At 60.6% G+C, this 26,746-nt stretch carries 20 protein-coding genes; 11 read left to right on the top strand and 9 right to left on the bottom strand.

Annotated elements, in window-relative coordinates:
- Positions 1-248: 248 nt before the first annotated feature.
- Positions 249-1,814 carry an esterase/lipase family protein gene (locus tag JIN81_RS15540; protein WP_200281855.1) on the top strand — a complete coding sequence of 522 codons (1,566 nt, stop codon included), beginning with the start codon at positions 249-251 and terminating at the stop codon, positions 1,812-1,814.
- A gap of 90 nt (positions 1,815-1,904) precedes the next feature.
- The gene (gene cls / locus JIN81_RS15535) at positions 1,905-3,410 is read left to right on the top strand and encodes a cardiolipin synthase (protein ID WP_234045032.1); all 1,506 of its coding nucleotides are present in this window, start codon (positions 1,905-1,907) and stop codon (positions 3,408-3,410) included.
- A gap of 206 nt (positions 3,411-3,616) precedes the next feature.
- Here cls and JIN81_RS15530 read toward each other — a convergent pair whose 3' ends face one another.
- Complete coding sequence (locus tag JIN81_RS15530; RefSeq protein ID WP_325100896.1) at positions 3,617-5,107, bottom strand: phospholipase D family protein; 1,491 nt, start codon at positions 5,105-5,107, stop codon at positions 3,617-3,619.
- 263 nt (positions 5,108-5,370) lie between these two features.
- Between JIN81_RS15530 and JIN81_RS15525 the strand changes: the two genes are divergently transcribed.
- The gene (locus JIN81_RS15525) at positions 5,371-6,159 is read left to right on the top strand and encodes a hypothetical protein (protein ID WP_200281851.1); all 789 of its coding nucleotides are present in this window, start codon (positions 5,371-5,373) and stop codon (positions 6,157-6,159) included.
- Between the two features lie 354 nt (positions 6,160-6,513).
- Positions 6,514-7,668: a hypothetical protein gene (locus JIN81_RS15520; protein ID WP_234045029.1), complete on the top strand. Its 1,155-nt coding sequence runs from the start codon at positions 6,514-6,516 to the stop codon at positions 7,666-7,668.
- Positions 7,669-7,889: 221 nt separating this feature from the next.
- On the opposite strand, the gene htpG is transcribed toward JIN81_RS15520, so the two are convergent.
- Positions 7,890-9,734: a molecular chaperone HtpG gene (gene htpG, locus JIN81_RS15515; RefSeq protein WP_200281845.1), complete on the bottom strand. Its 1,845-nt coding sequence runs from the start codon at positions 9,732-9,734 to the stop codon at positions 7,890-7,892.
- Positions 9,735-9,908: 174 nt separating this feature from the next.
- Between htpG and JIN81_RS15510 the strand changes: the two genes are divergently transcribed.
- Positions 9,909-11,651 carry a lamin tail domain-containing protein gene (locus JIN81_RS15510; RefSeq protein WP_200281842.1) on the top strand — a complete coding sequence of 581 codons (1,743 nt, stop codon included), beginning with the start codon at positions 9,909-9,911 and terminating at the stop codon, positions 11,649-11,651.
- A gap of 314 nt (positions 11,652-11,965) precedes the next feature.
- Here JIN81_RS15510 and JIN81_RS15505 read toward each other — a convergent pair whose 3' ends face one another.
- On the bottom strand, positions 11,966-13,318 hold the full coding sequence (locus JIN81_RS15505) for an alkaline phosphatase family protein (protein ID WP_325100897.1): 1,353 nt from the start codon (positions 13,316-13,318) through the stop codon (positions 11,966-11,968).
- Positions 13,319-13,544: 226 nt separating this feature from the next.
- On the opposite strand from JIN81_RS15505, the gene glmM reads away from it, so the two are divergent.
- The 6 genes from glmM to JIN81_RS15475 all read left to right on the top strand — a co-directional run bounded on the left by glmM (position 13,545) and on the right by JIN81_RS15475 (position 19,774).
- The gene (gene glmM, locus JIN81_RS15500; RefSeq protein ID WP_200281839.1) at positions 13,545-14,900 is read left to right on the top strand and encodes a phosphoglucosamine mutase; all 1,356 of its coding nucleotides are present in this window, start codon (positions 13,545-13,547) and stop codon (positions 14,898-14,900) included.
- 30 nt (positions 14,901-14,930) lie between these two features.
- Positions 14,931-15,734: a DapH/DapD/GlmU-related protein gene (locus JIN81_RS15495; RefSeq protein WP_200281838.1), complete on the top strand. Its 804-nt coding sequence runs from the start codon at positions 14,931-14,933 to the stop codon at positions 15,732-15,734.
- 44 nt (positions 15,735-15,778) lie between these two features.
- Positions 15,779-17,620: a glutamine--fructose-6-phosphate transaminase (isomerizing) gene (glmS, locus tag JIN81_RS15490; RefSeq protein ID WP_200281837.1), complete on the top strand. Its 1,842-nt coding sequence runs from the start codon at positions 15,779-15,781 to the stop codon at positions 17,618-17,620.
- 484 nt (positions 17,621-18,104) lie between these two features.
- Entirely contained in the window at positions 18,105-18,914 is an 810-nt protein-coding gene (locus tag JIN81_RS15485) for a thymidylate synthase (protein ID WP_200281836.1), read from the top strand.
- A gap of 4 nt (positions 18,915-18,918) precedes the next feature.
- A complete protein-coding gene (locus JIN81_RS15480) occupies positions 18,919-19,404 on the top strand; it encodes a dihydrofolate reductase (RefSeq protein ID WP_200281834.1) in 486 nt (161 codons plus the stop codon).
- A gap of 4 nt (positions 19,405-19,408) precedes the next feature.
- Positions 19,409-19,774, top strand: a complete 366-nt coding sequence (locus JIN81_RS15475) for a DUF3127 domain-containing protein (protein ID WP_200281831.1) — start codon at positions 19,409-19,411, stop codon at positions 19,772-19,774.
- A gap of 17 nt (positions 19,775-19,791) precedes the next feature.
- Here the strand turns inward: JIN81_RS15475 and JIN81_RS15470 are convergent, their stop codons facing one another.
- From JIN81_RS15470 to trkA, 6 genes are all read right to left on the bottom strand, one after another.
- Positions 19,792-21,033, bottom strand: coding sequence for a competence/damage-inducible protein A (locus JIN81_RS15470; protein WP_200281828.1), 1,242 nt, complete (start codon positions 21,031-21,033; stop codon positions 19,792-19,794).
- A gap of 58 nt (positions 21,034-21,091) precedes the next feature.
- Positions 21,092-21,475, bottom strand: coding sequence for a ribosome silencing factor (gene rsfS, locus JIN81_RS15465; RefSeq protein WP_200281825.1), 384 nt, complete (start codon positions 21,473-21,475; stop codon positions 21,092-21,094).
- A gap of 153 nt (positions 21,476-21,628) precedes the next feature.
- Positions 21,629-22,285: a hypothetical protein gene (locus JIN81_RS15460; protein WP_200281811.1), complete on the bottom strand. Its 657-nt coding sequence runs from the start codon at positions 22,283-22,285 to the stop codon at positions 21,629-21,631.
- Entirely contained in the window at positions 22,282-23,724 is a 1,443-nt protein-coding gene (locus JIN81_RS15455; protein ID WP_200281807.1) for a Gfo/Idh/MocA family protein, read from the bottom strand. Before JIN81_RS15455 ends, JIN81_RS15460 begins: the two co-directional genes overlap by 4 nt.
- Positions 23,725-23,814: 90 nt before the next feature.
- On the bottom strand, positions 23,815-25,305 hold the full coding sequence (locus JIN81_RS15450; RefSeq protein ID WP_200281804.1) for a TrkH family potassium uptake protein: 1,491 nt from the start codon (positions 25,303-25,305) through the stop codon (positions 23,815-23,817).
- 6 nt (positions 25,306-25,311) lie between these two features.
- On the bottom strand, positions 25,312-26,655 hold the full coding sequence (gene trkA / locus JIN81_RS15445) for a Trk system potassium transporter TrkA (RefSeq protein WP_200281802.1): 1,344 nt from the start codon (positions 26,653-26,655) through the stop codon (positions 25,312-25,314).
- Positions 26,656-26,746: the final 91 nt, after the last annotated feature.

The raw sequence follows: 26,746 nt of genomic DNA, 5'->3' as shown, positions 1-26,746 counted from the left end.
CTGCAACGGGTCTGACCGAGGCTGGGACGAACACCCCGGACGTGGTGATTCTGGTCAGTAGCCACGCCAGCGGACTCGGCGGAACTGCGCAACCCCTCGATTTCCGGATCCCGCTCCCACCACGATGATCACCGTACTCCATGCCCCACGGTCAGCTGTGCTTCGCTGGCTCTTCCCCCTGATCTATATCGTGCTTCTGATCATCTCCTGCCTCGACACACTGCTCTGACTCCATTCGACTCACCGGCATGCATAGGCTTTCCATCCGCATCATCATGGTTCTCGCGGTCGCACTTTTCACGAGCTGTACCGCACCCATCAAGGTCGAGGAGGTTCAGCCTGCCAGCGGCTACCGGGCCACCGCCCACTCACTTCCCTTGCTCGTTGATCAAATCCGGGTTGCCTACCGGGGAATCGAACGAGGGGACACGGCCGCCATTCCCGTCTACAACGAACGATTGTCGCGCTTTCTTGAGGCACTGAACAAGAACCAGGACTCCATTTCCGACTCGCAGCTCTTGTTCACCAGCCCCGGAGGAGTTCGACGGCTGACCATCAAGGGACCCGCCAGCTTCACTCCACCCGAGGCACGGCTGATTCCCATCGACATCCTTGAATTCGAAGGGGACTACGCCGAGCACCAGTCAAAGGTCAGCGGAGTCGGCGCCCCTCTCGTGGCTAGCAAGTCGACCGACAGGATCGGCTTCGAGTCCTACCGCCTCAACCAACCTCTGAGGAACCTGACCGCCCTGATGCGTTTCAAGGGGAACACCGCAACCCTGGAGCTCATGGACCCCTATCAGGCCCACAAGATCTCCGTTGCCGGAAAGCAACACCAGCTCGCCGCCGACTACGGAGCCGCGGTGATGTACGGACTTTCCAAGTCGCGCATCGACAAGCTCGGGCTTGCTCGTCTTCTCGATCCCCAGAAATTCAGCGACACCTCGGTCCTCACGTTCCTTCAGCCCTACGATCCCGAGCGCATTCCCGTGCTGATGATCCACGGACTCGACAGTACCCCCGCCACTTGGGCCCCGGCCTTCTTCGACATCATTCAGGATGAGGAAATCCGGGACCATTACCAGTTCTGGGTATTCAGCTACCCGAGTGGCTATCCCTACCCGTACTCCGCGTCGCTCCTCCGCGAGCAGCTAGAGGAAGTCCAACAGGAAGTCCCCGATCACAAGGACATGGTCATCGTCGGTCACAGCATGGGCAGTCTCGTCACCCGACTGATGATCACCGATGTCGGAGAAAGCATGTGGCTCAAGTTGTTTGGAAAGCCACCCGAAGAGACCAAAATCGGAGGATCCAGCCGACAACTCCTCGAGGACTCCCTCATCTTCAACCACGTCCCCAACATCGATCGCGCGATCATGGTCGCCGGTCCCCACCGCGGATCGGAAGGCGCGGACAATCCCATCGTCCGACTCCTCAACCGGCTGGTGAAGCTGCCCGGGTTCATGGCCGACGTCCGCAATGCGGCCGCTTCGGTCGCAACCGCCGACGCCTCGGCCTTCGCCTTGAAGCGGGCACCCAGCAGCGTCGACACCCTTTCGCCCAACAATCCCTTCGTGAAGGAGATCAACAAGTATCCCATTCATCCAAGCATCCCCTATCACTCGGTGATGGGCGACCGTGGCAAGGGAGACACCCCCGACTCGAGCGACGGAATCGTCGCCTACTGGAGTTCCCACCTCAAGGGCGCCCAATCGGAGAAGATCGTGCCCTCCGGCCACAGTGCTCACCACCACCCTGTCGGTATCGAGGAGATCGAGCGCATCCTCAAGCTACACCTCCGCGAGGCAGATTGATGAGAACACGTGCTCGGGGACGCTACGACACGGCTCCTGAGTGAGCCTTTTGCCTCGACACCGACCGACCCGTCCCGCCATGGCTCTTGAATGAGTAATCGGGATTCACTCGACGAAGGGACGAATCAACCTGGCCATCTGAAACGGATGCGGGCGTTCGCCGCCCGAAACCGGAAAAGGCTGGTCCGAGGCTTTGTCGTCCTCGCCCACGTCACGGGAGCACTCACTTCCGTCAGTGCCGTGATGGAGACCCGGACCTCCCAAGGGGCCATTGCGTGGGCCATTTCACTGAACACGATGCCCTACGTCGCCGTTCCCGCCTATTGGGTTTTCGGCAGGAGCGACTTCCGGGGATACGTCACCGCACGCCGGACCCACCGCAAGGAACTTGCCACTTTCTGGGAGACCTTTGACCAGTCCCTGCGCGACCAAAAACTTGTCGCCCCCCGGGAGGAGAACGCTCCCCACGTGGTGGAAAATCTCGCCAAGCTGCCTGCGACCCGCGGCAACGATGCCGAGCTTCTGATTGATGGCGACCAGACCTTCACCTCCATCCTCGAGGGTATCGCCCGTGCGAAGGATTACGTCCTCGTCCAATTCTACATCATCCGCGATGACGAAATCGGCCGCCAGCTCCGGGATGCTCTCGTCGAACGGGCCGGGGCGGGCGTCCGCTGCCATCTGCTCTACGACGAGATCGGCAGCAAGCTGCCCAAGGACTACCTCACCACGCTCCGCGATGCGGGGGTTCAGGTCCTTCCGTTCAACACCACTCAGGGAGACGCCAACCGATTCCAGATCAACTTCCGAAACCATCGCAAGATCCTTGTTGTCGACGGGATCGAAGCCTGGGTCGGTGGACTGAATGTTGGCGACGAATACCGCGGACTCGACCCGGACGTCGGCTACTGGCGGGACACCCACATGCGGGTCGAAGGTCCGGTCGTCCAGACCATCCAGGTCTCATTCGCCGAGGACTGGCACTGGGCAGCGAAGGTGGAACTTCCCGGGCTCAACTGGACCCCCCGCCCTGCGGCAAACGGCGCCGACAAGCGCTTGATCTGCCTTCCATCCGGACCAGTGGATCCACTGGAAACCTGCACACTCTTCTTTCTCCACGCCATCAACAAAGCGGAGTCCCGATTGTGGATCGCGAGTCCCTACTTCGTTCCCGATGCCCAGTTCATCAGCGCTCTCCAGCTCGCCGCCCTTCGCGGTGTCGAAGTCAGGATCCTGATCCCCGAAAAAGGAGACAGCCACATGGTCGACCTCTCCAGCTGGTCCTATGTCCCCGATCTTCACGCTGCAGGGATCGCGGTCTATCGCTACCAGAAGGGGTTCATGCACCACAAGGTCACGGTCATCGACGACCGCTACTGCACGATCGGAACCGCCAATTTCGACAACCGCTCGTTCCGCCTCAACTTTGAGGTGACCATGGCCGTTGACGACGAGGAGTTCACCGGCGAGGTCATCAACATGCTGGAAACCGACTTCGACAACGCGCGGAAGGTCCAGCACGGAGAACTCGAGCAAAAGAGCGCTTGGTTCAACTTTTGGGTCAGGGTTTCCCACCTCGCGGCACCGGTGCAGTGAGCCGGTGGGCAATCTGGGGTCGGAACGGCAGCAAGGCACCGAGCACGGTCATCCCCGTCACTCGATGAGCCATGGTGCTCCGACCGCGAATGAACCCGCTCCGGGGGGGGCGCCACCGTCGCCATCGCACGTCCCGGGAAAGTGGTATCATCAGGAGCCCGCGCGCTCGGACCCACCTCGGGTTCCAGCATGATGAGACCCGATTGTTAGAGCTGATTCTCGATCGGCAGCCACGAAAACAAGCCGTTCATGAAGCGCCGTCCGAAACTCGTCTCGGGATCACGCATCCACGTCCGCGTCTCCCCATCGATCTCAGTCTGCCAGACCGTTTTCCCGCGGGGATCCAACGTCACGCGATAAGCGTTCTCCGGGCGCACGCCCTGGTCGAGGAAGTCACCGACCTGCTTGGCAAATCTCTCGCTGTGAACCAACAGCCCGATCTCCGAATTGATCTCCGCCGACCGGGGGTCGAGATTGTAGCTGCCAACAAACGCGGTTTTGCCATCAACCACAAAGGCCTTGGTATGGAGCGCGGCCCTTGAGTCCTTCGCCTGAGGAGCGACCTGCGAGAGCAAAGCCACAGCATCCGGCCTCAGTTCATACACATCCACACCTGCCCGGATCACTTGGGCGCGACGCCTGCTGTGACCGGCTTGCGCCGCCACCACATCATTCCCGGCGAGGGCATTCGTGAGCACCCGGACATCCACCCCGTCGTCCTCAAGCCGCTTGAACTCCTCGATTGCCCGATCCCGCATCACGAAGTAGGCCGCTTCCATGCGGACATCCCGCTTGGCACCGGCCACCACCGCAAACAGTTTGCGATCCATGCGCCCGCCTGCGTCCCGCCCCTGGGTCGACTCGTAACTGTCGAAAAGCACCTCCCCTCGCGCCCACACCATCTTGTTCATGATGGCATCGATCCGCGTGCGGAGCTGGGCGATGTCCTGGTCGATCGGAAACGGACAGCGTTCCGGTCGGATGTTGCTTCTCAGTTCCACGATCTGGCGGCGGAAATCATCCATGTTTGGTTTCTCCCGGACAAACTCCTCGACGGGAACCGCCGACTCGCTGTTCCAGAACTCGTCGAAGGTTGAGGAAACCTCACGGACGATTGGTCCCACGGCGGCGATATCGAGATCGCGGTTGTTGAAGCTCTCTCCCAGCCCGAAATACTCATCAGCGATGTTCCGCCCACCGATGATCGCGCAGGAGTTGTCCATCACCATGATCTTGTTGTGCATGCGCTTGTTCAAACGCTTGAAGTTGGTGAGGAACTCCGGGATCCGCAGCGAGCGGTTGCGATGCGGATTGAAGATCCGAACCTCGATGTTGGGATGCGCGGCAAGAGCCGCAGTGGCACTGTCACGGTTCTTGAAGGTCACATCGTCCAACATGAAGCGGACGCGGACCCCACGATCCGCCGCACGCACGAGTCGGTCCGCGAGAAGCAGCCCTGCCGTATCGGCCGACCAGATGTAGTACTGCACGTCCAGGGTCTTGGTGGCAAAGTCCGCGAGAGCCACACGGTCGATGTACGCTTCCCGGTTTCCTCCAAGCACCGCAAACCCCGACTTGCCGGAGTGCCGTCTCGCTATCGCCTCAATCTGACCGGAGACCCCACCCGGAGCTGCCGATTTCATGGCGCGGCTGGGCGTCCGCTCGACATCCCGATAACCCGAACCGCAGCTGGACACCAAGATCGGAAAGACAACCGCGAGCAATGTCAGAACCGGGAAGCGGGAAGCATGAGTGATCATCATCAGAAAATAACGAGGTTTGCATCGCCCCTGCACCCGGGATGATGGAGTTCAATTATCTGGTCTGTGACGAACCACGCAAGCGGGGAATGCCTCGGACGGGACCAACAGGATTTGTATCGCAAAAGGCATCCCAATACTCATATCAATCTACCCTCGCACGAAATGGATCGTGCCCTCGCATCCAACCACTGAATCCCATGAAGACCTCAAGAATCATCGCGGCTGCCACCTTGATCGCGACTGCGTCCGGAGTTCACGCCGGCACTCCTGAGCTGAATCCCGTCATCGCGCCAGCTCCAGCCGAATCCAATGGCTGGGACTTCCTCGTCAGCATGTACAGCCCGATGATGGGAGTCGACGGCACCGTCGGCGTCGGCCCTCTTACCGGTCCCATCGACATTCCGTTCTCAGACATTCTCAGCAACCTCGACGCTGGATTCTTCTCGAACTTCGAAGCTCGGGGCAACCGCTGGTCGGTCAATGGCGACATCATCTGGCTGAAAATGTCCTCCTCCGTGGCACCAACCCAGAGGAGCTACCTTGGCGTCAAGCAGGAGCAGTTCATGACCACACTGACCACCGGGTATGAGCTCTACGAAGACGAGCGCACCATCTTCGACATCTTCGGGGGCGCCGCCCTGACGAGCCTCGAGCTTGAACTCAACGAAACCACCTTTGCCGTTCGGCGTGGCGTTCTGAACCGCTCGGCCTCGGGATCCAAGACGTGGATCGATCCGATCCTCGGCCTGCGTGTCCGACACCACCTCTCGGATCGCTGGACGCTCTTTGCCCTCGGTGCCTATGGCGGCTTCGGAGTGGGTTCCGAGGAGTATTGGCAACTCGTCGGCGGCGTGAACTTCAGATTGACCGAACACGCCTCCATCGCACTCGCCTACCGTGGCATCGGCGTTGACTACAACGACTCCGGGTTCATCTACAACACCAAGACCTACGGCCCGAACCTCGGTCTGGTGTTCAATTTCTAACGGAGCAGATCAACCGGACTCAAGCCTCCCTTCTCCGTATCGAGCGTGTGGGAAGAGAGGTTTTCTTCGTAGTCACGGCGGTGACCTTTCACTCACACCGAGCATGATTCTCAGCGACTGAGTATCAGGCTGGGGGCAACGACGGCCTGCCGACATTTCGCACAAAAGTGTCCCAAATTCCATCGTCCCCAATCGAGGGTCGACTCTTTTACCGAGTCCGCTCCGGGCGCGAACTCCAGCAGTGCACATTCGACACCATGAAGATGGCCTCACCCTCAACCAACGCTGACCAGCGGCGCCTCGGATTCAGCGTGACTTGAGATCGGATTGGACATGAACATCTCACGCCCGGCCATGTTTCTCGCTCGTCTCCAAATCGTATTCCTACTGCTCTGGCTATTTGCAGTCGGACCCGCACGGGCATGCCAGATCTGCATTCCCTTCCCGACCGAATCGCTGGCGGACCACTTGCTGAAATCCAGTGCCGTCGTCCTCGCACGGGAGAACCCCGACGCTCCATTCACCCTTCAAACCACCAAGGTTCTCGGGGGCGATTCTTCGCCGCCGTCGCTTGAACTTTTCCTCGATAGCCAGGGCCGCCGCATCCTGGCCAATGACGAGGAGAAGAGCATCATTTGCGTCTACCAGCCGGCACAGGACCCGCCCGCTTGGCGAAGAGTCGGCCTTGATCACGGAGCACTCCGGCCATTGGTCGAAGAAATTCTCAGACAGAGGTCCCACTGGGAGAACCAACCCGACGCAAGGCCGAGATTCTTCGCGCCCTACCTTCGCCACCCGGATCCACAGATCGCCACGCTGGCCCACCTGGAGGTTGGCCGAGCTCCGTATTCACAGATCCGGGATCTGGCGGGGGCGATCCCCACCACCGAGATTCGGAAATACCTCGCGAACATCCGCTACGCCGAGTGGCATGCCCTCTACATTCTGTTTCTCGCCCAGAGCCAGGACTCCGAAGACAAGCGGCGCATCGTGGAGGCAGTCGAGTCCAATGCAAAATTCTCCCTGACACTTCAGACCGCCGCATGGGCCACGGCATTCATCGAGACCGAAAGATCCGCAGGGCTCGATCGTCTGGATGAACTCTATTTTTCGAATCCACAAAGGACTCGCCAAGAGATGGATGCCATCCATGCCGCATGCTCAGTTCAAGGAACGAACTCTCCAAAGGGACTACAAGACCGCATCCTCGAGTCCTATCGCCTGGCACTCACCCACCATGCCGACCTGGCACCACGAATCGTCGCTGACCTCACGAAGTGGAAGCGTGCTGATCTCGCGGATTCCATCGTGTCCCTGCTGCAGACCCCGTCCGTGGCTTTCACCCCGGAAGAGAACCTTCAGCTTCGCGCGTATGTCCGGGGTAATACGCCCGATCCAGCCCATCATGATCCTGACCACCCTTCACCCAGACGATCCTACCTTTGGCTGGCGGTTGGACTTCTCCTGCTCCCCTACCTCTTCCGGGGAATACGGAGCACTCCTTCCTGACACTCTGCGAGAGGAGCCCCTTCGCCTTGACTGTAAGAGTCGATGAGAGGGCGGCCCACAAACCAGACACAACGACTAGAACCCTGATACAGGTCGGGCCTCTCCGCCCCTCGGTGGAACAGGAAAAGAAGATGATCTGATCCTCGAGCCGACACCAAAAAGCCTCCCGCCCCTGCGGAGCGGGAGGCTTTGATTGAGGACTTTAGAACTCAGCAGACACTTCAACCCAGCGCCTTGGCCATCAGTGAGTTCATGCGACTGACGGTGTCCCTCGCGTCTTCGAGAAGACCCGCAGCCATCAGTGCATTGTCGAGCAGCTGGCCGGCGACCAGTGCGGCGACCTCAGGCTGTGCATCCTTGGCTTCGGCAAGCTTCTTGATCAACTCGTGGCGTGGATTGATCTCAAGGTCGACCTTCACCTCATCTTTGAAGTTCTCGTCCATCGCCTTCATCATCGCACGCATTTGCGGGGTCATCGCATCCTGAGGTGTCAAAGCGATCACCGGGCTGTCGACCAGGCGTTTGCCCGCCTCGACCTTGGTCACCTTGTCACCGAACTCATTCTTCAGGAAATCGCAAAGAGCGGCGGTCTCGTCCTCGGAAAGCGCGTCGCCGTCGAGATCCGTGTCTTCCAGATCGACACCTCCTTTGGAAACGGACACGAGCTTCTTGCCGTCGAACTCACCCAGCGAGTCGACCACATATTCATCCACCGCGTCGGTGAAATAGATCACCTCAAGACCCCTCTTCTTGAATGCCTCCAAATAGGGGCTGGCCTCGATCTGTTCGCGGTTACTACCGACGATGTAGTAGATGGCATCCTGCTCTTCCTTCGCGCGGGTCAGGTACTCAGGCAGACTTGTTACCGCGTCCCCTTCGGTCATCGAGCTTTCAAATCGAAGGAGCTTCGCCAAGGCATCGCGATTGGCAAAGTCGGTGGCGACCCCCTCCTTGATGAACCGGTCGAACTTCTTGTAGAACGCCCGATACTTGTCGGGATCGCCGTTCGATTCCTTCTCGAACATCTTGATCACACGCTTGCTGATCACCGTGCCGACCTTACGCACGAGGGCGCTGTCCTGCATTGTCTCGCGCGAGATGTTCAGCGGAAGATCGGCGCTATCGATCACCCCCTTGAGGAATCGCATCCACTCGGGCAGCAGGTTCTTCGGCTCGGGATCGATCAGGACCTTCTTGCAATACAGTGCCACCGCCGGCTCCATCTTCTGCATGCCCATCCGCTCGGGGTTCTCCGACGGCACGAAGATCAGCGCGTTGATTTCGATCGGGGCGTCCGCCGAGAAATGCAGTCGATACTGCGGCTCGTCGAATGCCTTCGCCTGAAACTGATAGAACGACTTGTATTCGTCGTCACTGATCTCGCTCTTGTTCTTCAGCCACAGTGCCTCGACCTCGTTGATGCGCTTGTCACCGATCATCACCGGGAAGCCGACGAAGTTGCTGTAGGTTTCGACCAGGTGCTTCACCCGGTCTTCCTTCGCATACTCCTTCTGGTCGTCCTTGAGCTTGAGAACAATCTTCACCCCGCGGGTGACACCGTCAGCCGCCTCGATCTCGTAGCCGCTCTTGCCATCGCTGGTCCACACCAAACCTTCGCCGTTCTGACGCCAGCTCCGGGTGTAGACCTGCACCTCGTCGGCGACCATGAAAGCGGAGTAGAAGCCCACCCCGAACTGGCCGATCATGTTCTCCGGGCTGTTGCCGCTGTCCTTGAGGGCTTCGAGGAACGACTTGGTGCCCGAATGGGCAATGGTGCCGAGGTTCTCGACGAGCTCCTCACGGGTCATGCCGATGCCGTGATCCTGAATGGTCAGGGTGCCGGCCTCCTCGTCGGTAGTGATCTCGACCTGCAAGGGAATCCCCGCATCCTGGATATCCTTCTCCGTCCCCTCAAGGTGGCGGAGCTTCTCCATCGAATCCGAGGCATTCGAAATCAGTTCACGGAGGAAAATCTCCCGGTCCGTATACAGAGAGTGAACCACCAGATCGAGGAGCTGCTGGATCTCGGCCTGGAACACATGCTTTTCAGTAGTCGCTTCGCTCATGGCGCGGCCAGATAATCCACCCGAACCCGCCTGTCAATGGGGCGAAAACCTCTGCCGGAGACGCCAGCGCACCGGCAGTCCTGCATCCTTGAGGCCTTTCCCACGGGAGAACGCCCCATGCATGGTCAAACTGCCCGCTTGGCAGCGCGGGGCGAGGAGGGCAGTCTCCATGGTATGATCCGGAAAATCCTTCCATTTCTCATCATCTCGTCGGTCCACTCGGCGCCAATCCTGGTCGAGAACGGCGACCTCCAGGCCTTGATCGACGGGACCGCGATCCCTTCCGCAGCCAGCCCTGACAAGTACCAACTCCCCACCGATGACCAGCGCGACGCCTTCCGAGCCGCCCTCGAGCACATCCTCCAAGGGAACCTCCAGTCCGCAGCGGATGAGGCTGCCACCGCGAACTACGACCTGGTTTCCTACACCGACGACAATTCGGCCGACACATTCGCCATCCTCCGTGAGAGAGACAGCAACCAGCACTGGGGCGGCTTGTACGTCATCGATCTCACCCCCGAACGGGCCCTCGTTGTCCAATGCCCCCACCCGCTCTACGACGGAGTCCGCGTCCCGGCGACAGACATCTTCATCAATACCCACGCCGTGGTCTACATGCAGGCCGGCACCCACCGGAACAACTCGCCCACGCCATCCGACTGTGACGGCGACCTTCAAGGTGAAGCCTACCGAATCTCGGACATGGCTCATGCTCCTGACAGCCTGTTTCAGGCGGCCCATGATGTCATCGAGGCGCACTTCGACCGCACCGTTAGCCTGAACCTCCACGGCATGGCGGATGGCTCGGACGATTCGGATGCCGTGGTCAGCAACGGCACCTCGGACGTCTGGATCGGCAATTCCCTGTCCCGTGATCTGGCCACCCGAATGAACGAGATCATCCTCGCCGACGACGCCAACGACTCCCGCTATGCCGTCAGCCATCAGGAACCCGGAGAAGACCCGAACCTGAGTGGTTCGAACAACACCCTGGGCCGGCACACCAATGGTTCGTCCGAGCCCTGCATGACCGCAGCCGTCACCGCCGTCTTTCCCGAGAGATTCATCCATCTGGAGACCGATCCAGATGTCCGCGACGCTCCAGCGTCAAATTGGTCGTTCATCACCCAGGCCCTGAACGACCTCATTCCCCTCTTTTCGGATCCCGACCCCGGTCTCCCCACCGGGCATCTGATCATCACCGAAATCATGCCCAACCCGGACCAGGTCGGGGAAGGAACCGGCGAGTACATTGAGGTCTTCAATCACACCGGATCCACCATCAACATGATGAACTGGCTGATCGTCGATGATCAGGACAACCAGGCAACCTTCTCCGGAGTGGTCGAACCCGGAGACCTTTTCGTCATCGGGGTCAGCGCCGATCTCAATGGGGCGGCTCCTGGAGGCACCCCGGACGCCGTTTGGTCCGACTCCGTCGGCGACCTCACCCTGACCAACACCCGGGATGTCATCAGCATCCTCGACCAGAATGGTGACCTTGTTGCCTCGATCGCCTATGAAGATGGTGACCCCTTCGGGGCCGGGGTCGCTTTGGAAATCGCAGTCGGAAACCGCCCCCTCAACGGCCAATCCTACGGCTCCGACTACGTCGAATCCCTGACCCCATTCGGCAGCGATTTCGGCAGTCCGGGCCTCCGGGGCGAGAGCCAGTTTCCCCTCCCCGGTTGCTCGCTGGATCCACAGCGAATCGGCGACGAGATCGAGCTCATCTTCCCTGCCTCCCGCGCCGTCACCTACACGCTCTGGAACAGCGGAGATCTCAGCGACTGGAATGAAGTCCTCACCGAAGATCCGATCATTGGCTCTGGATCGGAGGCTCAGTTCACCGTTCCCCAACCCGACGACGACGCGTTCTTCTACCAACTTGTCCACGACTACGCCGCACCGGAATAGGCACAGCTGCGGAATTGCACCCAGATTTATTCACAACGCATCAGCGACTTATTCACAGTCGACAGACGTTTCAAACAAGGTCCACCGGCGAACCTACGCGGATCCTCCCACTGTGAATGAATGTGAATAACGGTTATTCACATTCGCTATCTCAATCTAATCCTTTGGGAGATACCCACGTTCTTACTGCTTCTTTGACCTAACAGACTGCTTGCCGTTTTGTTTGAATCGAACGCTCCCTTCAGTGTGCGACCTCAGACACTCGTCAATCAGCGTTCATCGCCGCCCTCCGCAGCGCAAGTTATCCACATCCTTCACCCGCCCGTGACCGCTTGGAGGATCACTCGGTGGACATCCTCTGCAGCCGTCACTTTGACCTCGGAACCGATCAGCACCGGCCGCTCGCCTTCCTCGACCTCGTCCCTCCCGTGCGATCCCTTCACCAGCACCGCGTCGAGGGGGATCAACTCGAGCAACCCGCGCAGCCCGAGTTTCTTCTTCATGAGGAACTTGGCGAGCTCCCACTTGGGATTGCCAATGGAGGGGTCGATCAGCAACTCGGCCGGGTCGTAGCCGGGCTTCCTGTGGATATCCACCGTCCGGGCGAAGTCCGGGGCCTTGGAGTCGTCCTGCCAGTAGTAATAGGTGAACCAGGCCTCCGGATCCGCCACCGCGACGAGGTCCCCGGCCCGCTCGGCACCCACCGCGCTACCCCACATTTCCGCAGCAGCGCGGACCTCCGCCACGCCATCGACCTCATCAAGAAAACCCCTCACCTCGCGCAGCATGCCGGGCTCCCTGACGTAGACGTGGGCCACTTGGTGATCGGCCACCGCAAACACCCGACTTGCCCCGGCATCCAGAGTCTCCCGACCGAGTTCATCCTTCACCTGAATCCACCCCTTCTCCCGGAACAAGCGATTGAGATGCACAGTTTTCGACACCTTGGAGATGCCGTATTCGGAAAGCAGGATCACGCGGATCCCACGCCCCTCATAGTAGTCGATGAGGTCAGCGGCGACCCCGTCGATCAACGCTAGCTCCTCCGCCATTTCGGGCGCTCCGGGGCCCCACTTCTGAAGCCCGTAGTCGAGGTGGGGAAGGTAGACGAGACTCAGGGTCGGCGATGCCTTTTCCTCGGTCCAGCGAGCCGCATCCGCGATCCAGCGCGAGCAAGCGATCCCGGCCCCCGGCCCCCAGAAAGATGGAAAGGGAAAATCACCCAGCTCCGCCTTCACCGCCTCACGCCAGTCCATCGGGTGGGTATGGATGTCGAAGACCTTGCGCCCGTCGGCGGGATACAGCGGACGCGGGGTCATCGAATAATCGGCGCTGGAATACATGTTGTACCACCAGAACAACTTGGCGCAGGTGAACTCGGGATTCTCGCGCTTCAGCGCATCCCAGATCTTCTCACCGTGGACGAGATGATTGCTTTGTTTCCAAAATTTCACCTCGGCGCTCTCGCGGTCATACCAGCCATTGCCGACGATCCCGTGTTCACGAGGGCAGGTACCGGTAAGCATCGACGACTGGGCGGTGCAGGTGACCGCCGGAAATGCCGGCCGGAACGACTGCAAACCGACCCGGTCCGAGAATGCCTTCAATCTCGGCATCCCCACATCCAGGAGAGATGTAGAAAGCCCGACCACATTGATTACCGCCACCCGTTGCACGACTGCAGCCTCCCACCCCCGCTGCCGGATGGCAATCACCCAGCACCGCCTCGAGCCTTGGAAAAATCATGCGTTTTGGTGCCTTCAGCCACAGACCAGTCTAGAACATGACAAAGCCCTCTTCACCGCCTGATTCATTGGGGTTGCACCCGAATATGGACGACCTTAACATTCACCTTTGCAGACATTTTCTGCCATAATTTCTCAATTTCAGACCATGAAGCTTTTCGGAACCGACGGCATCCGCGGCCAGGCCAACCAATTTCCCATCACCCCAGAAGTCGCCCTGCGTATTGGCAAAGCCATCGCCACCGTGCTGCGCTCATCCGGTGCCAACCGCAACCGGGTGGTGATCGGCAAGGACACCCGGATCTCCGGATACATGCTTGAGACCGCCCTGACCTCCGGTCTCGTCTCGATGGGCATGGACGTCTTTCTTCCCGGCCCTCTTCCGACGCCTGCGATCGCCCACCTCACGAAGTCGATGGGCTGCGCCGCCGGCATCATGCTGACGGCTTCGCACAACCCGTATCAGGACAACGGCCTGAAGATCTTCGGCCCGGATGGCTACAAGCTCACCGATGAGCTGGAGGAGGTCATCGAGCGCTACATTCTCGGGGACGAACCCGAGCCCACGCCGATGTCCCCCGAGCGCATAGGCAAGGCCTACCGCATCGATGATGCCCGGGGTCGCTACATCGAGTATGCCAAACACACGGCCAACAACATCAGCCTCCACGGCCTCAAGGTGGTCGTCGACTGCGGTCACGGAGCCGCTTGGTCCATCGCCCCCATCATCTTCCGCGAACTGGGTGCCGAAGTCATCAAGACCGGCTGCGATCCGGACGGAGTCAACATCAACGAAGGGTGCGGAGCCCTCCATCCGGAGACCGCCGGCGCACTCGTGCAGGAACATCAGGCCGACCTCGGCGTGTCCTTCGACGGCGATGCCGACCGCGTGATTTTCACCGATGCCACGGGCACTCCCGTTTCCGGCGACCGCATCCTCGCGCTCTGTGCCATTTCCCTGAAGGAACAAGGCAGACTGAAAGGCGACACCATGGCGGCCACTGTGATGAGCAACCTCGGACTTCATGAAGCGATGAAGCGCGAAGGCATCAGCGTGCTCACCACAGGTGTTGGTGACCGTCAGGTGATCGAGGCCCTCCGCGCGGAAGGCCATTCCTTTGGAGGTGAGAATTCCGGTCACCTGATCTTTGCCGATCAGGCGACCACCGGCGACGGCATCCTCTCGGCGCTCCAAGTGCTCGCGATGATGAAACGAACCGGTTCCACACTGGCCGAACTGGCCAGCTGCATGCGCGAGTTTCCTCAACAGTTGATCAACCTTCCCGTCGCCTCGAAGCCTCCCTTGGAGGAACTGGAGTCACTCCAATCGCTACTCGCCGAAGCGGACTCAGCATTCGGCGAAGATGGCCGGCACCTGATCCGCTACTCGGGGACGGAAAACAAGATCCGCGTGCTGGTGGAACACAAGGACGCGGACACCACCGCGACCTGGGCACAGCGACTCGCCGACGCGATCCAAAAAGACATCGGGGTCCCCGCTTGATTCCTGTCAGATCCCATCGAAGCCTCCGCCATGCCCGTCCTCGCTGAACGACCGCTTGCTGAGTTTCCCATCGGAAACATCACACTTCAGGCTCACCACCAACGTCTCACAGGAATCACCGTCGCCGCCCGGGCGTGGATTCATCCCGACGACCTGTCACGACTCGTGCCGGGGTCCATCAGCACCCTGACCGATGAGTCGGGCACCCCGCTGGCATGGACGGGTGAAGCGCCCGACCCGTCCCAGTCCGTGGTTGCTCCCGGTTCCTTCATGATTGTCCAGACATGGGATCTGCTGCGTGCCAACGAATCCTGGGTGGGCTCGCTTTCCGAAGACCGCATCGAAGGCGAAGTTCACGCCAATGCCGTCGTGGAGGGCACGCTCCAGTTGGGCAAGGGCAGCCGCATCCTGCCCGGCGTCTACCTCGAAGGAAATGTCGTCATCGGTGAGAACTGCAAGATCGGCCCGAACTGCTACATCCGCGGAAACACCTCGATCGGAGACAAGTGCCACATCGGCCAATCCGTCGAGATCAAGAACTCCATCATTCTCTCGCGCACGAATGTCGGACACCTCTCGTACGTCGGCGACTCGATCCTCGGCGCCGATGCCAACCTCGGCGCAGGCACCATCACTTCCAACTTCCGGCACGACGGAGGCAACCACCGCACCATGGTCGCCGGTGAACTCGTCGACACCGGTCGCAGGAAATTCGGCACCATCATCGGTGACCGCGTGCACACCGGCATCAACACCTCCATCTATCCCGGGCGCAAGTTGTTCGCAGGCACCTCCACCCTCCCCGGCGCGATCGTCAGCCGGGACGTGCAGTGATCCACCTTCCTTTTCTCTAACACTCCCACCACTTCCCATTCACCATGTGCGGCATCGTCGGATACATCGGCCAGTCATCGGCTCCTTCCATACTCGTCAGCGGACTCAAGCGGCTCGAATACCGCGGTTATGACTCCGCGGGATTGTCCATCGTGACTGATGGCTCCATCCAGACCTGCAAGGCCGCCGGCAAGGTCGCAGCCCTCGACGAACGCGTCGGCACGACGTGGACCGGGGACGATCTGGAGAAGGCGCATGTCGGCATCGCCCACACTCGCTGGGCCACCCACGGACCACCGACCGAAGTCAACGCGCACCCCCATCACGATCTCAACTCGGGCATCGCACTGGTCCACAATGGCATCATCGAGAACTACCGATCCCTCCGTCAGCGACTGGAAGCCGACGGCCATACGTTCCTTTCAGAAACCGATACCGAGGTCCTCGCCCACCTGATCGGCCAAGGATACAAGGGTGATCTCGTGCAAGCGGTTTGCGACGCCCTTCATCAGGTGGAAGGCACCTTCGGGATCGCCGTGATCGCCGCCGACAAACCGGACCAGATCATCACGGCCCGGCGAGGCAGCCCGATCGTCATCGGTGTGGGCAATGGTGAAACCATCATTGCATCCGATGCCGCCGCGATCATTTCGCACACCCGTCAGGTCATCTATCTGGAAGACAACGACCTCGCCATCGTCACCGCCGACGGGGTCGAAATCCGCGATTTCAACAGCGTGCCCGTCACCCGCGAAGTCGCGGAGCTCGGCTTCGATGCCGATGCTGCGGAAAAGGGCGGCTACGAGCATTTCATGCTCAAGGAGATCCACGAGCAGCCCGAGTCGCTCGCCAATGCGATCCGTGGACGACTCGATTTCAACCTCGGGTCGTCCGTCCTCTCCGGCATGGGCACCTCGAGCCGGGACCTCGCGGAGATCAACCGCGTGGTTCTTCTCGGCTGCGGCACGTCCCTTCACGCCGGTCTCGTGGGCGAGTATGCCTTCGAAGACCTCGCCGACCTGCACGCGGAAGTCCATCAGGCCGCCGAGTTCCGCTATCGCAATCCGCTCATCGGCAGGTCGGACCTCGTCGTCGCCATTTCCCAATCCGGCGAGACCGCCGACACACTGGCCGCTGTCCGCGAGGCCAACCAGAAGGGGGCCTTTGTCATGGGACTGTGCAATGTCGTCGGCTCGACCATCGCACGCGAAACCGGTCGCGGGGTCTATCTTCACGCAGGACCGGAAATTTCGGTCGCTTCGACCAAGGCATTCACCTGTCAGGTCGCGGTGCTGTTGATGATCGCGCTGAAGCTCGCACGAGGCCGCCGCTACTCACGCGAGCAAGGCATGCACCTCGCGAAACAGATCGATTCCATCCCCGAGTTCGTACGTGCCACCATCGCGCAGAATGAAGCCATCGCCGAACTGGCCAGACACTACGCCGACAACGAGCATGCTTTCTTCATCGGTCGCGGATGCATGTATCCCGTTGCCCTCGAAGGCGCGCTCAAACTCAAGGAAATCTCGTACATTCATGCTGAAGGCTACCACGCCGCCGAACTGAAACACGGGCCGATCGCCCTCCTTGAGGAGGGCACGCCGGTCATCGCGATTGCGACCGACATTCCGGGCAAGGACAAGACCCTCGGTAACGTCGAGGAATGCCGGGCGCGTGGGGCGCGTATCCTGGGAGTCATCACCGAAGGCGACGAGGAAGCCGCCGCCTACATGGATGATGTCATCCGGGTCCCCGCCTGTGATCCACTGGTCTCGACCATTCCCGCCACCGTCGCCCTCCAGCTCCTCGCCTACCACATCGCCCGCATCCGCGGCTGCGAAATCGATCAGCCGCGCAATCTCGCGAAGTCGGTCACCGTGGAGTGACCCGCCTGCAGACTCAGGAAAGAAAAATCCCCGGAGATTGGCGGGGGACGCCGGTCTCCGGGGACTTGCTTTCGGGGGGATGGTTTGGGGGGAATTGGGGTCTCAGCGCTTCGCTTGGGGGGGATGGCTCGCGCTGATGGATGAATCATGCCACAGGCAGCATCGGCCACCACTCCGTGATCACGTGAAATGGCCCGATTTCTTCACAGGCATGACCGGTTTCGTCCTCCTCGAACGCGAAAATCCCCGGAGGTTGGTGGGGGACACCGGCCTCCGGGGACTTGCTTTCGGGGGGATGATTCGGGGGGAAATCGGGTGCCAGCGTTTCGCAGGGGGGACTTGCTCGCGCTGACGTGGGGACTTTGGCAGCCTGCGTAGTTTCCGAAACTACGCGATCACGGAAATGTCGCAATTTCTTCACGATTTCCCCGGTCGGGCACTCCCCTTTTCTTGCTCGATTTCCCCTCTCAGTCACACTCAGCGCATGACAGGCTACCTCGAGCTGCTCCGCGACGTTCTGGAAAACGGCGAGAAACGAGCCGACCGGACCGGCACGGGCACCCTTGCAGTGTTCGGGCGTCAGGTGCGCTACGACCTCCGCGAGGGATTCCCCTGCCTGACGACCAAAAAACTCCACCTCCGATCGATCATCCACGAGCTGCTCTGGTTCCTGAAAGGCGACACCAATATCGCCTACCTGAAGGAGCACGGCGTCCGCATCTGGGATGAGTGGGCCGACGAAGACGGAGACCTGGGCCCCGTCTACGGGCGCCAGTGGCGATCATTCCCCAGCCCGGATGGCAGGGACATCGATCAGATCACCGAGTTGATTCACGGACTTCGTGGGTCCCCTCACTCCCGCCGACACCTCGTCGTCGCGTGGAACCCCGGTGAGATCGACCGCATGGCACTCCCCCCCTGCCACTGCCTGTTCCAGTTCTTCGTTCACGAGCCCGACTCCGATCGGCCCGGGCTTTCATGCCAGCTCTACCAGCGCTCCGCGGACCTCTTTCTTGGCGTCCCCTTCAACATCGCCTCCTACGCACTCCTGACCCAGATGATCGCCCAGGTCTGTGGCTTCGAAGCGAGGGACTTCATCCACACCTTCGGTGACCTCCACTTGTATGCCAATCATCTCGATCAGGCACGCGAGCAACTGACGAGAGACCCTCGCCCGCTACCAACGATGAAGATCGACCCCTCGGTCACCGAGCTCGAAGACTTCACCTTCGAGCACTTCTCGCTTGAAGGCTACGACCCCCACCCCCACATCAAGGCACAGGTGTCTGTCTGAGCCCATGAGCAAGTCCCCCAAGCTGACCGCCATCGTGGCGATGACTCCCGAGCGCATCATCGGCAAGGATGGGACACTCCCGTGGCACCTGCCCGAGGATCTGGCGTTTTTCAAGCGTACGACTTCGGGGCATCCCATCGTCATGGGGCGCACGACATTCGAGTCGATCGGGCGCCCCCTGCCGAAACGCCGCAACATCGTCCTGACCCGCAACCCCGAGTGGACCCATCCGGGAGTGGACGTGATTCACAGCGCGGAGGACCTGTCGAAGCTCGACCTCGACGGCGAAATCTTCATCATCGGCGGCTCACAGATCTACGATCTGTTCCTCCCATGCCTGGATGAAATCATCGTCAGCCATGTGCACCATTGCCATCCGGGCGACACCACGTTTCCATCCTTCGAACCGCGCTTTTCGGAGCCCGAAATCCTAGAATCCCACGACGCCTTCGAAGTGCGTCGCTACCGATCCATCCCACAAACCACCTAAGACCATGGCCAACTCCTTCGAACTCACCGGCACCGTTAAACACCTCCTCGACCTGCAGGAATTCGCAAGCGGCTTCACGAAACGCGAATTCGTCATCGAAGTTCCCGATGGCAACTACCCCCAGATGGTCAAGTTCGAGACCGTCAAGGACCGCACCAAGCTGCTCGACGAACTCGCCATCGGCGATGAAGTCCAAGTCACCTTCGATATCCGTGGCAACGAGTACAAGGACCGCTTCTACGTGAACCTGAATGCCTGGAAGATCGCCAAGACCAGCGGCGGCGACTCCGGCGGTGCTCAGCCAAGCGCTTCCTCGCTCGACTCGTCATTCGACAACGAACCGGACGAGTCCGACGAGATCCCGTTCTGAGCTGAGCCGGGTTGAGCCTAGCTGATGTGGCGGAGTTCCCGCCGCACCAGATCGAGAGCGTTCTGGCTCACTGTTCGCTTGAATGCCTTCCGGTCGCGCAGGTGCATCCGCTTGTGCACCCGGGTCTCACCCGTCCGTGAGGCCACGGCGAGGAAAACGGTCCCCACCGGTTTCTCGTCCGTTCCTCCACCGGGCCCGGCAATGCCGGTCACGGCAACGGCGATGTCCGCCCCCGATTCCTTGAGCGCGCCTTCCGCCATCTGCCGTACCACCGGTTCACTGACCGCGCCATGGGCCGCGAGGTCATCCTCGCTGACTCCGAGACAGTTGACCTTGGCCTCATTGGCGTAGGTCACGAAGCCGTGGGTGAATACCTCGCTCGCACCGGGCACGTCCGTCAGCCGATTTGAGATCAGACCACCGGTGCAACTTTCCGCCGTCGCCAGGGTCAGCCCCTTCGCGGCTAGGGTCCGGACCACCACTTCCTCAAGTTCCGAACCATCGTCCGTGAAGCAGTCCTCTTCAAAACGGGCCATCACGAGAGCGCGACCCTTCTCGATCGCCTCGGGCTTGCCGATCAGACGCAGGTCCACCTCGGCAAGCCGCGCACAATACCCCACTTCCAATCCCTCCACTTGGTTGAGCGGTTCGTCCACCGCCTGATGCAAATCGCTTTCCCCCACTCCCACCATTTTCAGTTCGAGAATCCTCTCCCCGCTTTCCTCGATCCCTCCCAACGACCGCAGGCGTGGCACAACCTCCGCCTTGAACATCGGATAGAGCTCGCGAGGCGGACCAGGCAAAAGAAACACCGCGCAGTTGGCCGCCCCATTCAGTCTCGGCGGCACATAGATTCCAGGCGCCGTCCCATTCCCATTCGGCAACACATCGGCCCCCACCGGCACCTGCGCCTGCTTGCGGTTGTCGGGCGCCATGGTTTTCTCCAAGCGGGCGAAGAAGGCCTCGAGCGACCTCATCGCCGCCTCGTCTTCGATCAGATCCACACCCAGCACTTCGGCCGTCGCCTCGCGGGTGATGTCATCGCTCGTCGGCCCCAGACCACCGGTGACCAGCACGACATCCGCGCGCTGGACGGATTCCGCAAGCGCATCGCGGATCGCGTCGCCATCCGGCACCGTCGTCAGGCGCTGGACCCGCAGGCCCAGATCGAACAACTGCTGACCGAACCACCGGCCATGGGTGTTCAAGGTCGTCCCCAGCAGCAGCTCGCTGCCCGTATTCAGAATCTCAATCCGCACGCCCCGCTTCTAAGCCGGATGAGCACGAACCGCCACTCCGCGGAGCAGGAAAATCACCTCACCCCTCCGAGCCGTCCGCCTCAGGCACCGCGATCTCCTTGGCGTCGCCCCACAGCTGTTCCAAGCCGTAGAACTCACGCAGCTCTTCGTGCATCACGTGGACCATCACATTGATGTAATCCAGCACCACCCAGCGGGTATCCGCCTTGCCCTCGGCATTCACCGGACGCTCTCCGGTCCAATCCTGCACGTGGCCCTTCACATCCCGCAAAATGGCGCGCAGGTGGGGCATCGACGTACCCGAACAAACGACCATGAAGTTCGTCAGCGTCGACAAGCCACGCAAGTCCCAGACCTTGATATCCTCCGCCTGAATCTCCGCAGCGGCCTTGGCGCATGCCATGGCCAGTTCCAATCCATCGTTGCCTTCGTGTTCTGACATCTCGTTTCCCCGCTCAGGGGGCGGCATCCTAGCCCGCTTCGTTCCGATGACCACCCCAAAAGCAGGGAGAGGAATCGCCCCGCTGATCTTCGAGATCCAGCCTCAGCGGACCACCCGGGTCGAGGCCCGCTCGGACGGCACCAAGGCCCACCCCTACTTACGAGCCTTGCCCTTCAAGGTGAACTGGTCGAAATCCACGGTGTCATCAAAGGAACCCACCCCGACGTAGCCGCCACTGAAGGTCTTGTCCACGGCCTGCAGAGCTGGCTTTCCATCGACCCAGGCAGCCACTTCACCAGTCGCCGGGTCATGCGTCACCTTCAGCGTCTGAAATCCATCCTCCAGAAGACGCGGCACCCTCTCACCCTTCAGCGGAAGCGGCGTTCGCTCGCCCCCGTCCACCTTGGCGAAGATGTTGTGCACCTTCGCATTCTCAGCCGAGAGGTGGACGTAGTAATAGTGATCCGGATCCTGGAAGCCGAAGATGATGAGCACATCGCGCCCCTTCACTTTCGTAGGAGTGAGGCATCGGGCACGCACGCTCACTTCGAACGCCTCGACCTGCTGCCCCTTCCAGACACTCCAGGACATCGGACGACGGAACTCACCCTGTTTGCCCGGCTTCGTGAGCTGATAGAGTCCCTTCTCAGGAGAAAGACTCCATTCACTTCCCTCGCGGACCTGCCAGTCGGCCACATCGGCCTTCTTCTCGAAGGAGAAATCGGCGAACAACTGGTGCGTCGAGGGATCAGCCATCACGGTTCCCGTCCATCCGACAAGCGCGAGGCTCGCAATCACGAATGATCTCATCCTACTTCTGGAAGTTCGAATCCCTTCCGGTAGTTGCAGGCGAGATGCTGGTTCGCCGCCTCACCCATCTTACCGGTGAAACGCTCGGACTGCGGATCCAGTTCGAGCACGGGGCTCAACTTGATCTTCGGATCATCGAGTGAAACCCCATGGGCCACCAGACGCTCGTTCGCTTGATCGACCAGTTCCTCCCACGAGGACTTCGAGCGATTCACCTCGATCGCTGCATCCTTCGAATAGGCGCCGCCCGCCTTGTAGCCGACATTGGCGAGTTCGCACCAAGCGCTGGAGTAGTGGCCCTGAAGGACGTCCGCCTTGAGCAGCGAGCGCTTTTGCTGACGCACCGCATCGATGAAGTTCGCCATGTGGCCTTTGCCACCGCTGCCACTGAACTTGCGGATTCGCTTGTTGTCGTTGTCGTAGGCTGCTCCACCACCGCGGCCGCCACTGTAGCGTCCGCCTTCACAGTGGACGGTGTAGCCGCTGCGCGTTCCCATGTATCCCGGTGCCGCCTTCGAGCCCGGCTTGATCGGGAGATTGGTCAGATCGAAAAGCACGGGAATCGACCCGGTGTCGTAGTAGGCGAAATGGACGTTCGGCGTCTCACCTCCATCCTTCCAGATCATCCGGCCACCGCCGACCAAGAGCCGCTTCGGCAAACCGACCTTGTCGGCAAGACCGACATTGCGCACGTCATCGAGAATGTGCACACCCCAGTTGCCCATCTCGCCGTTGCCGGTGTTCCAATCCCAGTGCCAATCGTAGTGCAGGTTCTTGCGGGTGAGCTCACGCTTCTCCGCCGGTCCGCACCACAGGTCGTAGTCGACACTGGATGGGATCTTGCACTTGCCCTGAGCCACCGGGACCGGCTCACGGAGACCGTAGCGGTTGGCCCGGATGTACTGGATTTCCCCGAGAGCCTTCTCTCCATGAAGATACTCGCGGATCTCTTCCTGAATATGGTCGGAACGCTGCTGGGTGCCGACCTGCACGATCCGCTTGTAGTGCTCCGAGACCTCGATCAGGCGACGCTGCTCCACGATGCTGTGGCCTAGGGGTTTCTCCACATACACATCCTTGCCTGCTTCACATGCCCAGATGGCGGCGAGGCAGTGCCAGTGGTTGCAGGTGGCGATGATCACGACATCGACATCCTTGTCGTCCAGCGCCTCGCGCATGTCCTGGGCGACCTTCGCATCCGGTGCAATCTTCAGGCCGTTCTTCGCGTGGGAAGTATCCGGGTCGATCAACCACGTGATTTTCACTCCCGGAACGGAGGCCGCTTCCTTCGCAAGCAGCATGCCCCTGCTGCCCAAACCGATCACGGCCGCGTTGATGGTCTCGCTCGGTGCGGCCATGCCACGACCCACCAGAGCGACGGTGGAAGCAGCGGTTGCGAGGGACTGGCGTAGGAAGGTCCGGCGTGGAAGTGAGTTCATGACAGGGCTTGACGTTTGACGTGTATGACAAATTCACATCTACCTCACCGATCCAAGAACAAAGGTCGGAAAAACCGAGGTTTCAGGGGCTCAGTAGCGCCTCCAGGCAGCCGGCACGAAGAGCACCAGAATCGCGAACAATTCCAGACGGCCAAGGATCATCAGACCGGAAAGGAAGGCCAAGGTCGGCTCCCGGAGCTGCGAGAAATTCTCCGTCGGTCCCAGGTCGCCAAAACCCGGTCCGATATTCGACAAGGTCGCGAGCACCGCCCCCAGACAGGTTTCGAGATCCACGCCATGTCCGGCCTCAAGAATCCCCACCACCACCGACCCGAGTGCCATGATCAGGAGATACAAGGCGACGAAGGAGGTCGTCCTCGCCCGCGACGCATCATCCACCGGTGATCCATTGACCACCAAGCGGAACACCTGGTTCGGACGAAACGCACGGATGACCTCGTGAGCCGAGGACTTCAGGAAAATCTCAAGCCGCCCGACCTTCATCCCCCCTGCCGTGGAACCGGCACAACCGCCGACGATCATCAGGATGGCCAGCAGTGCCTTGCACCAGGCCGGCCACAACTCGTAGTCGACCGTTCCAAAACCCGTCGTCGAAGCGATGGACACCACGATGAACCAGCTCTCCCTCAGAGCTTCGACCAGATCGATCGAGTAGCGCGCATCCGCGAACAACCCGAGCCCGATGGTCAGGCTGATGCCCACGGTGATGCCAAGGAACCAACGCGCGTCATCCTCCTCACGCAGACGGTTCCAGTTCTTCGCCGCGATGACCGCGAAGATGAGGAAATTCAGACTGCAAAGCACCATGAAGACGCTCAGCCACAGCTCAATGGCCCAGCCATTTCCCCACCCCGTGTAGTGCCCGATGCTCGCGTTGTGAGGACTGAAGCCCCCGGTCGACACCGTCGTCATTGCGTGACTGACCGAGTCAAACCACGATAAACCTAGTAGCCGTAGGCCGGCCAGACAGAGCCCCGTAAGCCCGAGATAGATCTTCAGCAAGGTCAGCGCCGTATCCCGAATCCGCGCGGTCGACGCCTCACCCGTCTTGAAGGACGATTCGTTCCGGAACAACGACTTCGATGCCACGCCGAGGTAGGAAAGCACGGCGACGAACAGGACCAGGATCCCGATGCCTCCGAGCCACTGAGTGGCGGACCGCCAGAGCAAAATCCCGCGGGGCCAGAGCGTGAGATCGGAAATCACCGTCGACCCGGTGGTCGTGAAACCGGAAGCCGACTCGAACAAGGCCTGACTCCAATTGAGGTGGGGCTCACACAGCATGTAGGGCAAAGCCCCGAAAACCGTCGACAGCACCCACCCGAGACCCACGATCACCACCCCTTCACGGCGGGGAATCCGGTCGAATTTCCCCAGTCCCGACAGAATCAGAATGGCCCCGGCCAAGAAGGTCACCCCGGCCGAGGTGAACAGCGCCCACGTCGCGTTCAGCTTGACCGCCATCGGGTCGACCCTCGCGAATACCGCACAGACCGACATGGCCACGCTGAGGAGCAGCAGCAGCAAGCCGAGCACTTTGGCGAGAATCCTGAAGTTCATGGCGATTCAACCGAGGAGCTTCACGAAAGCCTTGCGCGCCTTGGGAGAAACCACGGCATAGACGTGATCGCCGGTCTGGAGCACGTCGTCCGGGCCCGGCACGTCCGAATGCGTTACATGCAGCAGGCCGACGAGGATGCACTCCGCCGGCCAATCCACTTCCTTCACCATGTGACCGCTCGCGATCGAGCCTTCGCTCACCCTCATCTCGAGGATCTCCGCACCCGGGAGCTTTTTCACCAGGTGGAACCGGTCCGACGTCAGGAACCGCTCGATCTCACGCCGCGTCGCATCCCGCGGACTCACCGCCGCCTGCACCCCGAAGTGCCTTCCGGACGAACTGATGGCATCGGCATAATCCGCCCGGTGAATGAGACTGAGACAGGTCTTCACACCCAGCGTGTGCGCCTGAAGGCAGGACATCACGTTGTCCTCATCCCGCGGACTCGTCGCCACGAAAAACTCGGCGCTGTCGACCTGCTCCTCCTGCAACTCGGCTACCACCGTGGCATCCGCGTGGATCACCGTGGTGTTCGACAGCCGGTCGACCAGGCTTTTGCAGAGGTTCTCATCTTCCTCGAAGATCCGCACCCGGCACTCGGAGCCCTCCAGCATCTGGGCGAGGGAAAACCCATACTCTCCCCCACCAAAGATGACCACCCGCATCGCATCACCATCCCCCTTGCGGTGGAGCCTTTCCGCGAGCGTCTTCAACTTCCGGGGCTCACCAAAAATCGTCACGATGTCACCTGCCTCGATCACCGAGTCCGCATTGGGCACAAGGTGTGCCGCTCCTCGGGAAATCATGGCGACCCGGGTGCGCTCGGGTGCCTTCAACACCTTGAGGGCCTTCCCAACCGCATCGGACTTGGCATCAACCTCGACCTGCTGGAGCTCGATCCGACCGCGGGCGATTTCCTCCACCACCAATGAATCCGGATTGCGGATGAACTTCGCCAGCTCGATCGCCGCCAGCCGCTCGGAGGAAAACAAGTGATCCACCCCGAAGGTTTTCTTGAAATCAAACAGGAACTCCTCCCGCTGCAAACTGGGGTGAACCCGGCACACGACCTGGGGTGCTCCCAGATTCTTCGCCAGCGAGGAACTCACCAGGTTCGCTGTATTCGAGCTGGTCAGAGCGAGGAAGAGGTCGCACTCCCCGACACCCGCCTCCAAGAGCGCACTGACACTCGTGCCATCCGAGCAAACCACCTTGGCATCGATGCTCTGTTCCAGCTCGTCCGCCAGGACAGGGTCATTCTCGATGACCGAAATGCAGTGCGCCTCACGAGAAAGGGAGGCCGCGAGGTGGCGTCCGATCTCACCGGCGCCGACAATGATGATATTCATGCCAGAGTGTTCCGACCAGCCTGTGCCAGCGGGGTCGGGATCCAATCAAATCGCCCCTCGAAAACCAGCCGAAAGTTCGACCCGGAACCGG

It is taken from the genome of Haloferula rosea, assembly GCF_016595525.1.
In the GTDB taxonomy this organism is placed as follows: Bacteria; Verrucomicrobiota; Verrucomicrobiia; order Verrucomicrobiales; family Akkermansiaceae; genus Haloferula; species Haloferula rosea.
This window is presented reverse-complemented; position numbering and strand designations above follow the sequence as displayed.

What these genes read in the sequence shown, in the direction of transcription:
- JIN81_RS15540 (WP_200281855.1), top strand. Translation starts at nt 249, where the DNA reads ATGCATAGGCTTTCCATCCGCATCATCATGGTTCTCGCGGTCGCACTT.
- cls (WP_234045032.1), top strand. Translation starts at nt 1,905, where the DNA reads ATGAGTAATCGGGATTCACTCGACGAAGGGACGAATCAACCTGGCCAT.
- JIN81_RS15525 (WP_200281851.1), top strand. Translation starts at nt 5,371, where the DNA reads ATGAAGACCTCAAGAATCATCGCGGCTGCCACCTTGATCGCGACTGCG.
- JIN81_RS15520 (WP_234045029.1), top strand. Translation starts at nt 6,514, where the DNA reads ATGTTTCTCGCTCGTCTCCAAATCGTATTCCTACTGCTCTGGCTATTT.
- htpG (WP_200281845.1), bottom strand. Translation starts at nt 9,734, where the DNA reads ATGAGCGAAGCGACTACTGAAAAGCATGTGTTCCAGGCCGAGATCCAG.
- JIN81_RS15510 (WP_200281842.1), top strand. Translation starts at nt 9,909, where the DNA reads ATGATCCGGAAAATCCTTCCATTTCTCATCATCTCGTCGGTCCACTCG.
- glmM (WP_200281839.1), top strand. Translation starts at nt 13,545, where the DNA reads ATGAAGCTTTTCGGAACCGACGGCATCCGCGGCCAGGCCAACCAATTT.
- JIN81_RS15495 (WP_200281838.1), top strand. Translation starts at nt 14,931, where the DNA reads ATGCCCGTCCTCGCTGAACGACCGCTTGCTGAGTTTCCCATCGGAAAC.
- glmS (WP_200281837.1), top strand. Translation starts at nt 15,779, where the DNA reads ATGTGCGGCATCGTCGGATACATCGGCCAGTCATCGGCTCCTTCCATA.
- JIN81_RS15485 (WP_200281836.1), top strand. Translation starts at nt 18,105, where the DNA reads ATGACAGGCTACCTCGAGCTGCTCCGCGACGTTCTGGAAAACGGCGAG.
- JIN81_RS15480 (WP_200281834.1), top strand. Translation starts at nt 18,919, where the DNA reads ATGAGCAAGTCCCCCAAGCTGACCGCCATCGTGGCGATGACTCCCGAG.
- JIN81_RS15475 (WP_200281831.1), top strand. Translation starts at nt 19,409, where the DNA reads ATGGCCAACTCCTTCGAACTCACCGGCACCGTTAAACACCTCCTCGAC.
- rsfS (WP_200281825.1), bottom strand. Translation starts at nt 21,475, where the DNA reads ATGTCAGAACACGAAGGCAACGATGGATTGGAACTGGCCATGGCATGC.
- JIN81_RS15460 (WP_200281811.1), bottom strand. Translation starts at nt 22,285, where the DNA reads ATGAGATCATTCGTGATTGCGAGCCTCGCGCTTGTCGGATGGACGGGA.
- JIN81_RS15455 (WP_200281807.1), bottom strand. Translation starts at nt 23,724, where the DNA reads ATGAACTCACTTCCACGCCGGACCTTCCTACGCCAGTCCCTCGCAACC.
- JIN81_RS15450 (WP_200281804.1), bottom strand. Translation starts at nt 25,305, where the DNA reads ATGAACTTCAGGATTCTCGCCAAAGTGCTCGGCTTGCTGCTGCTGCTC.
- trkA (WP_200281802.1), bottom strand. Translation starts at nt 26,655, where the DNA reads ATGAATATCATCATTGTCGGCGCCGGTGAGATCGGACGCCACCTCGCG.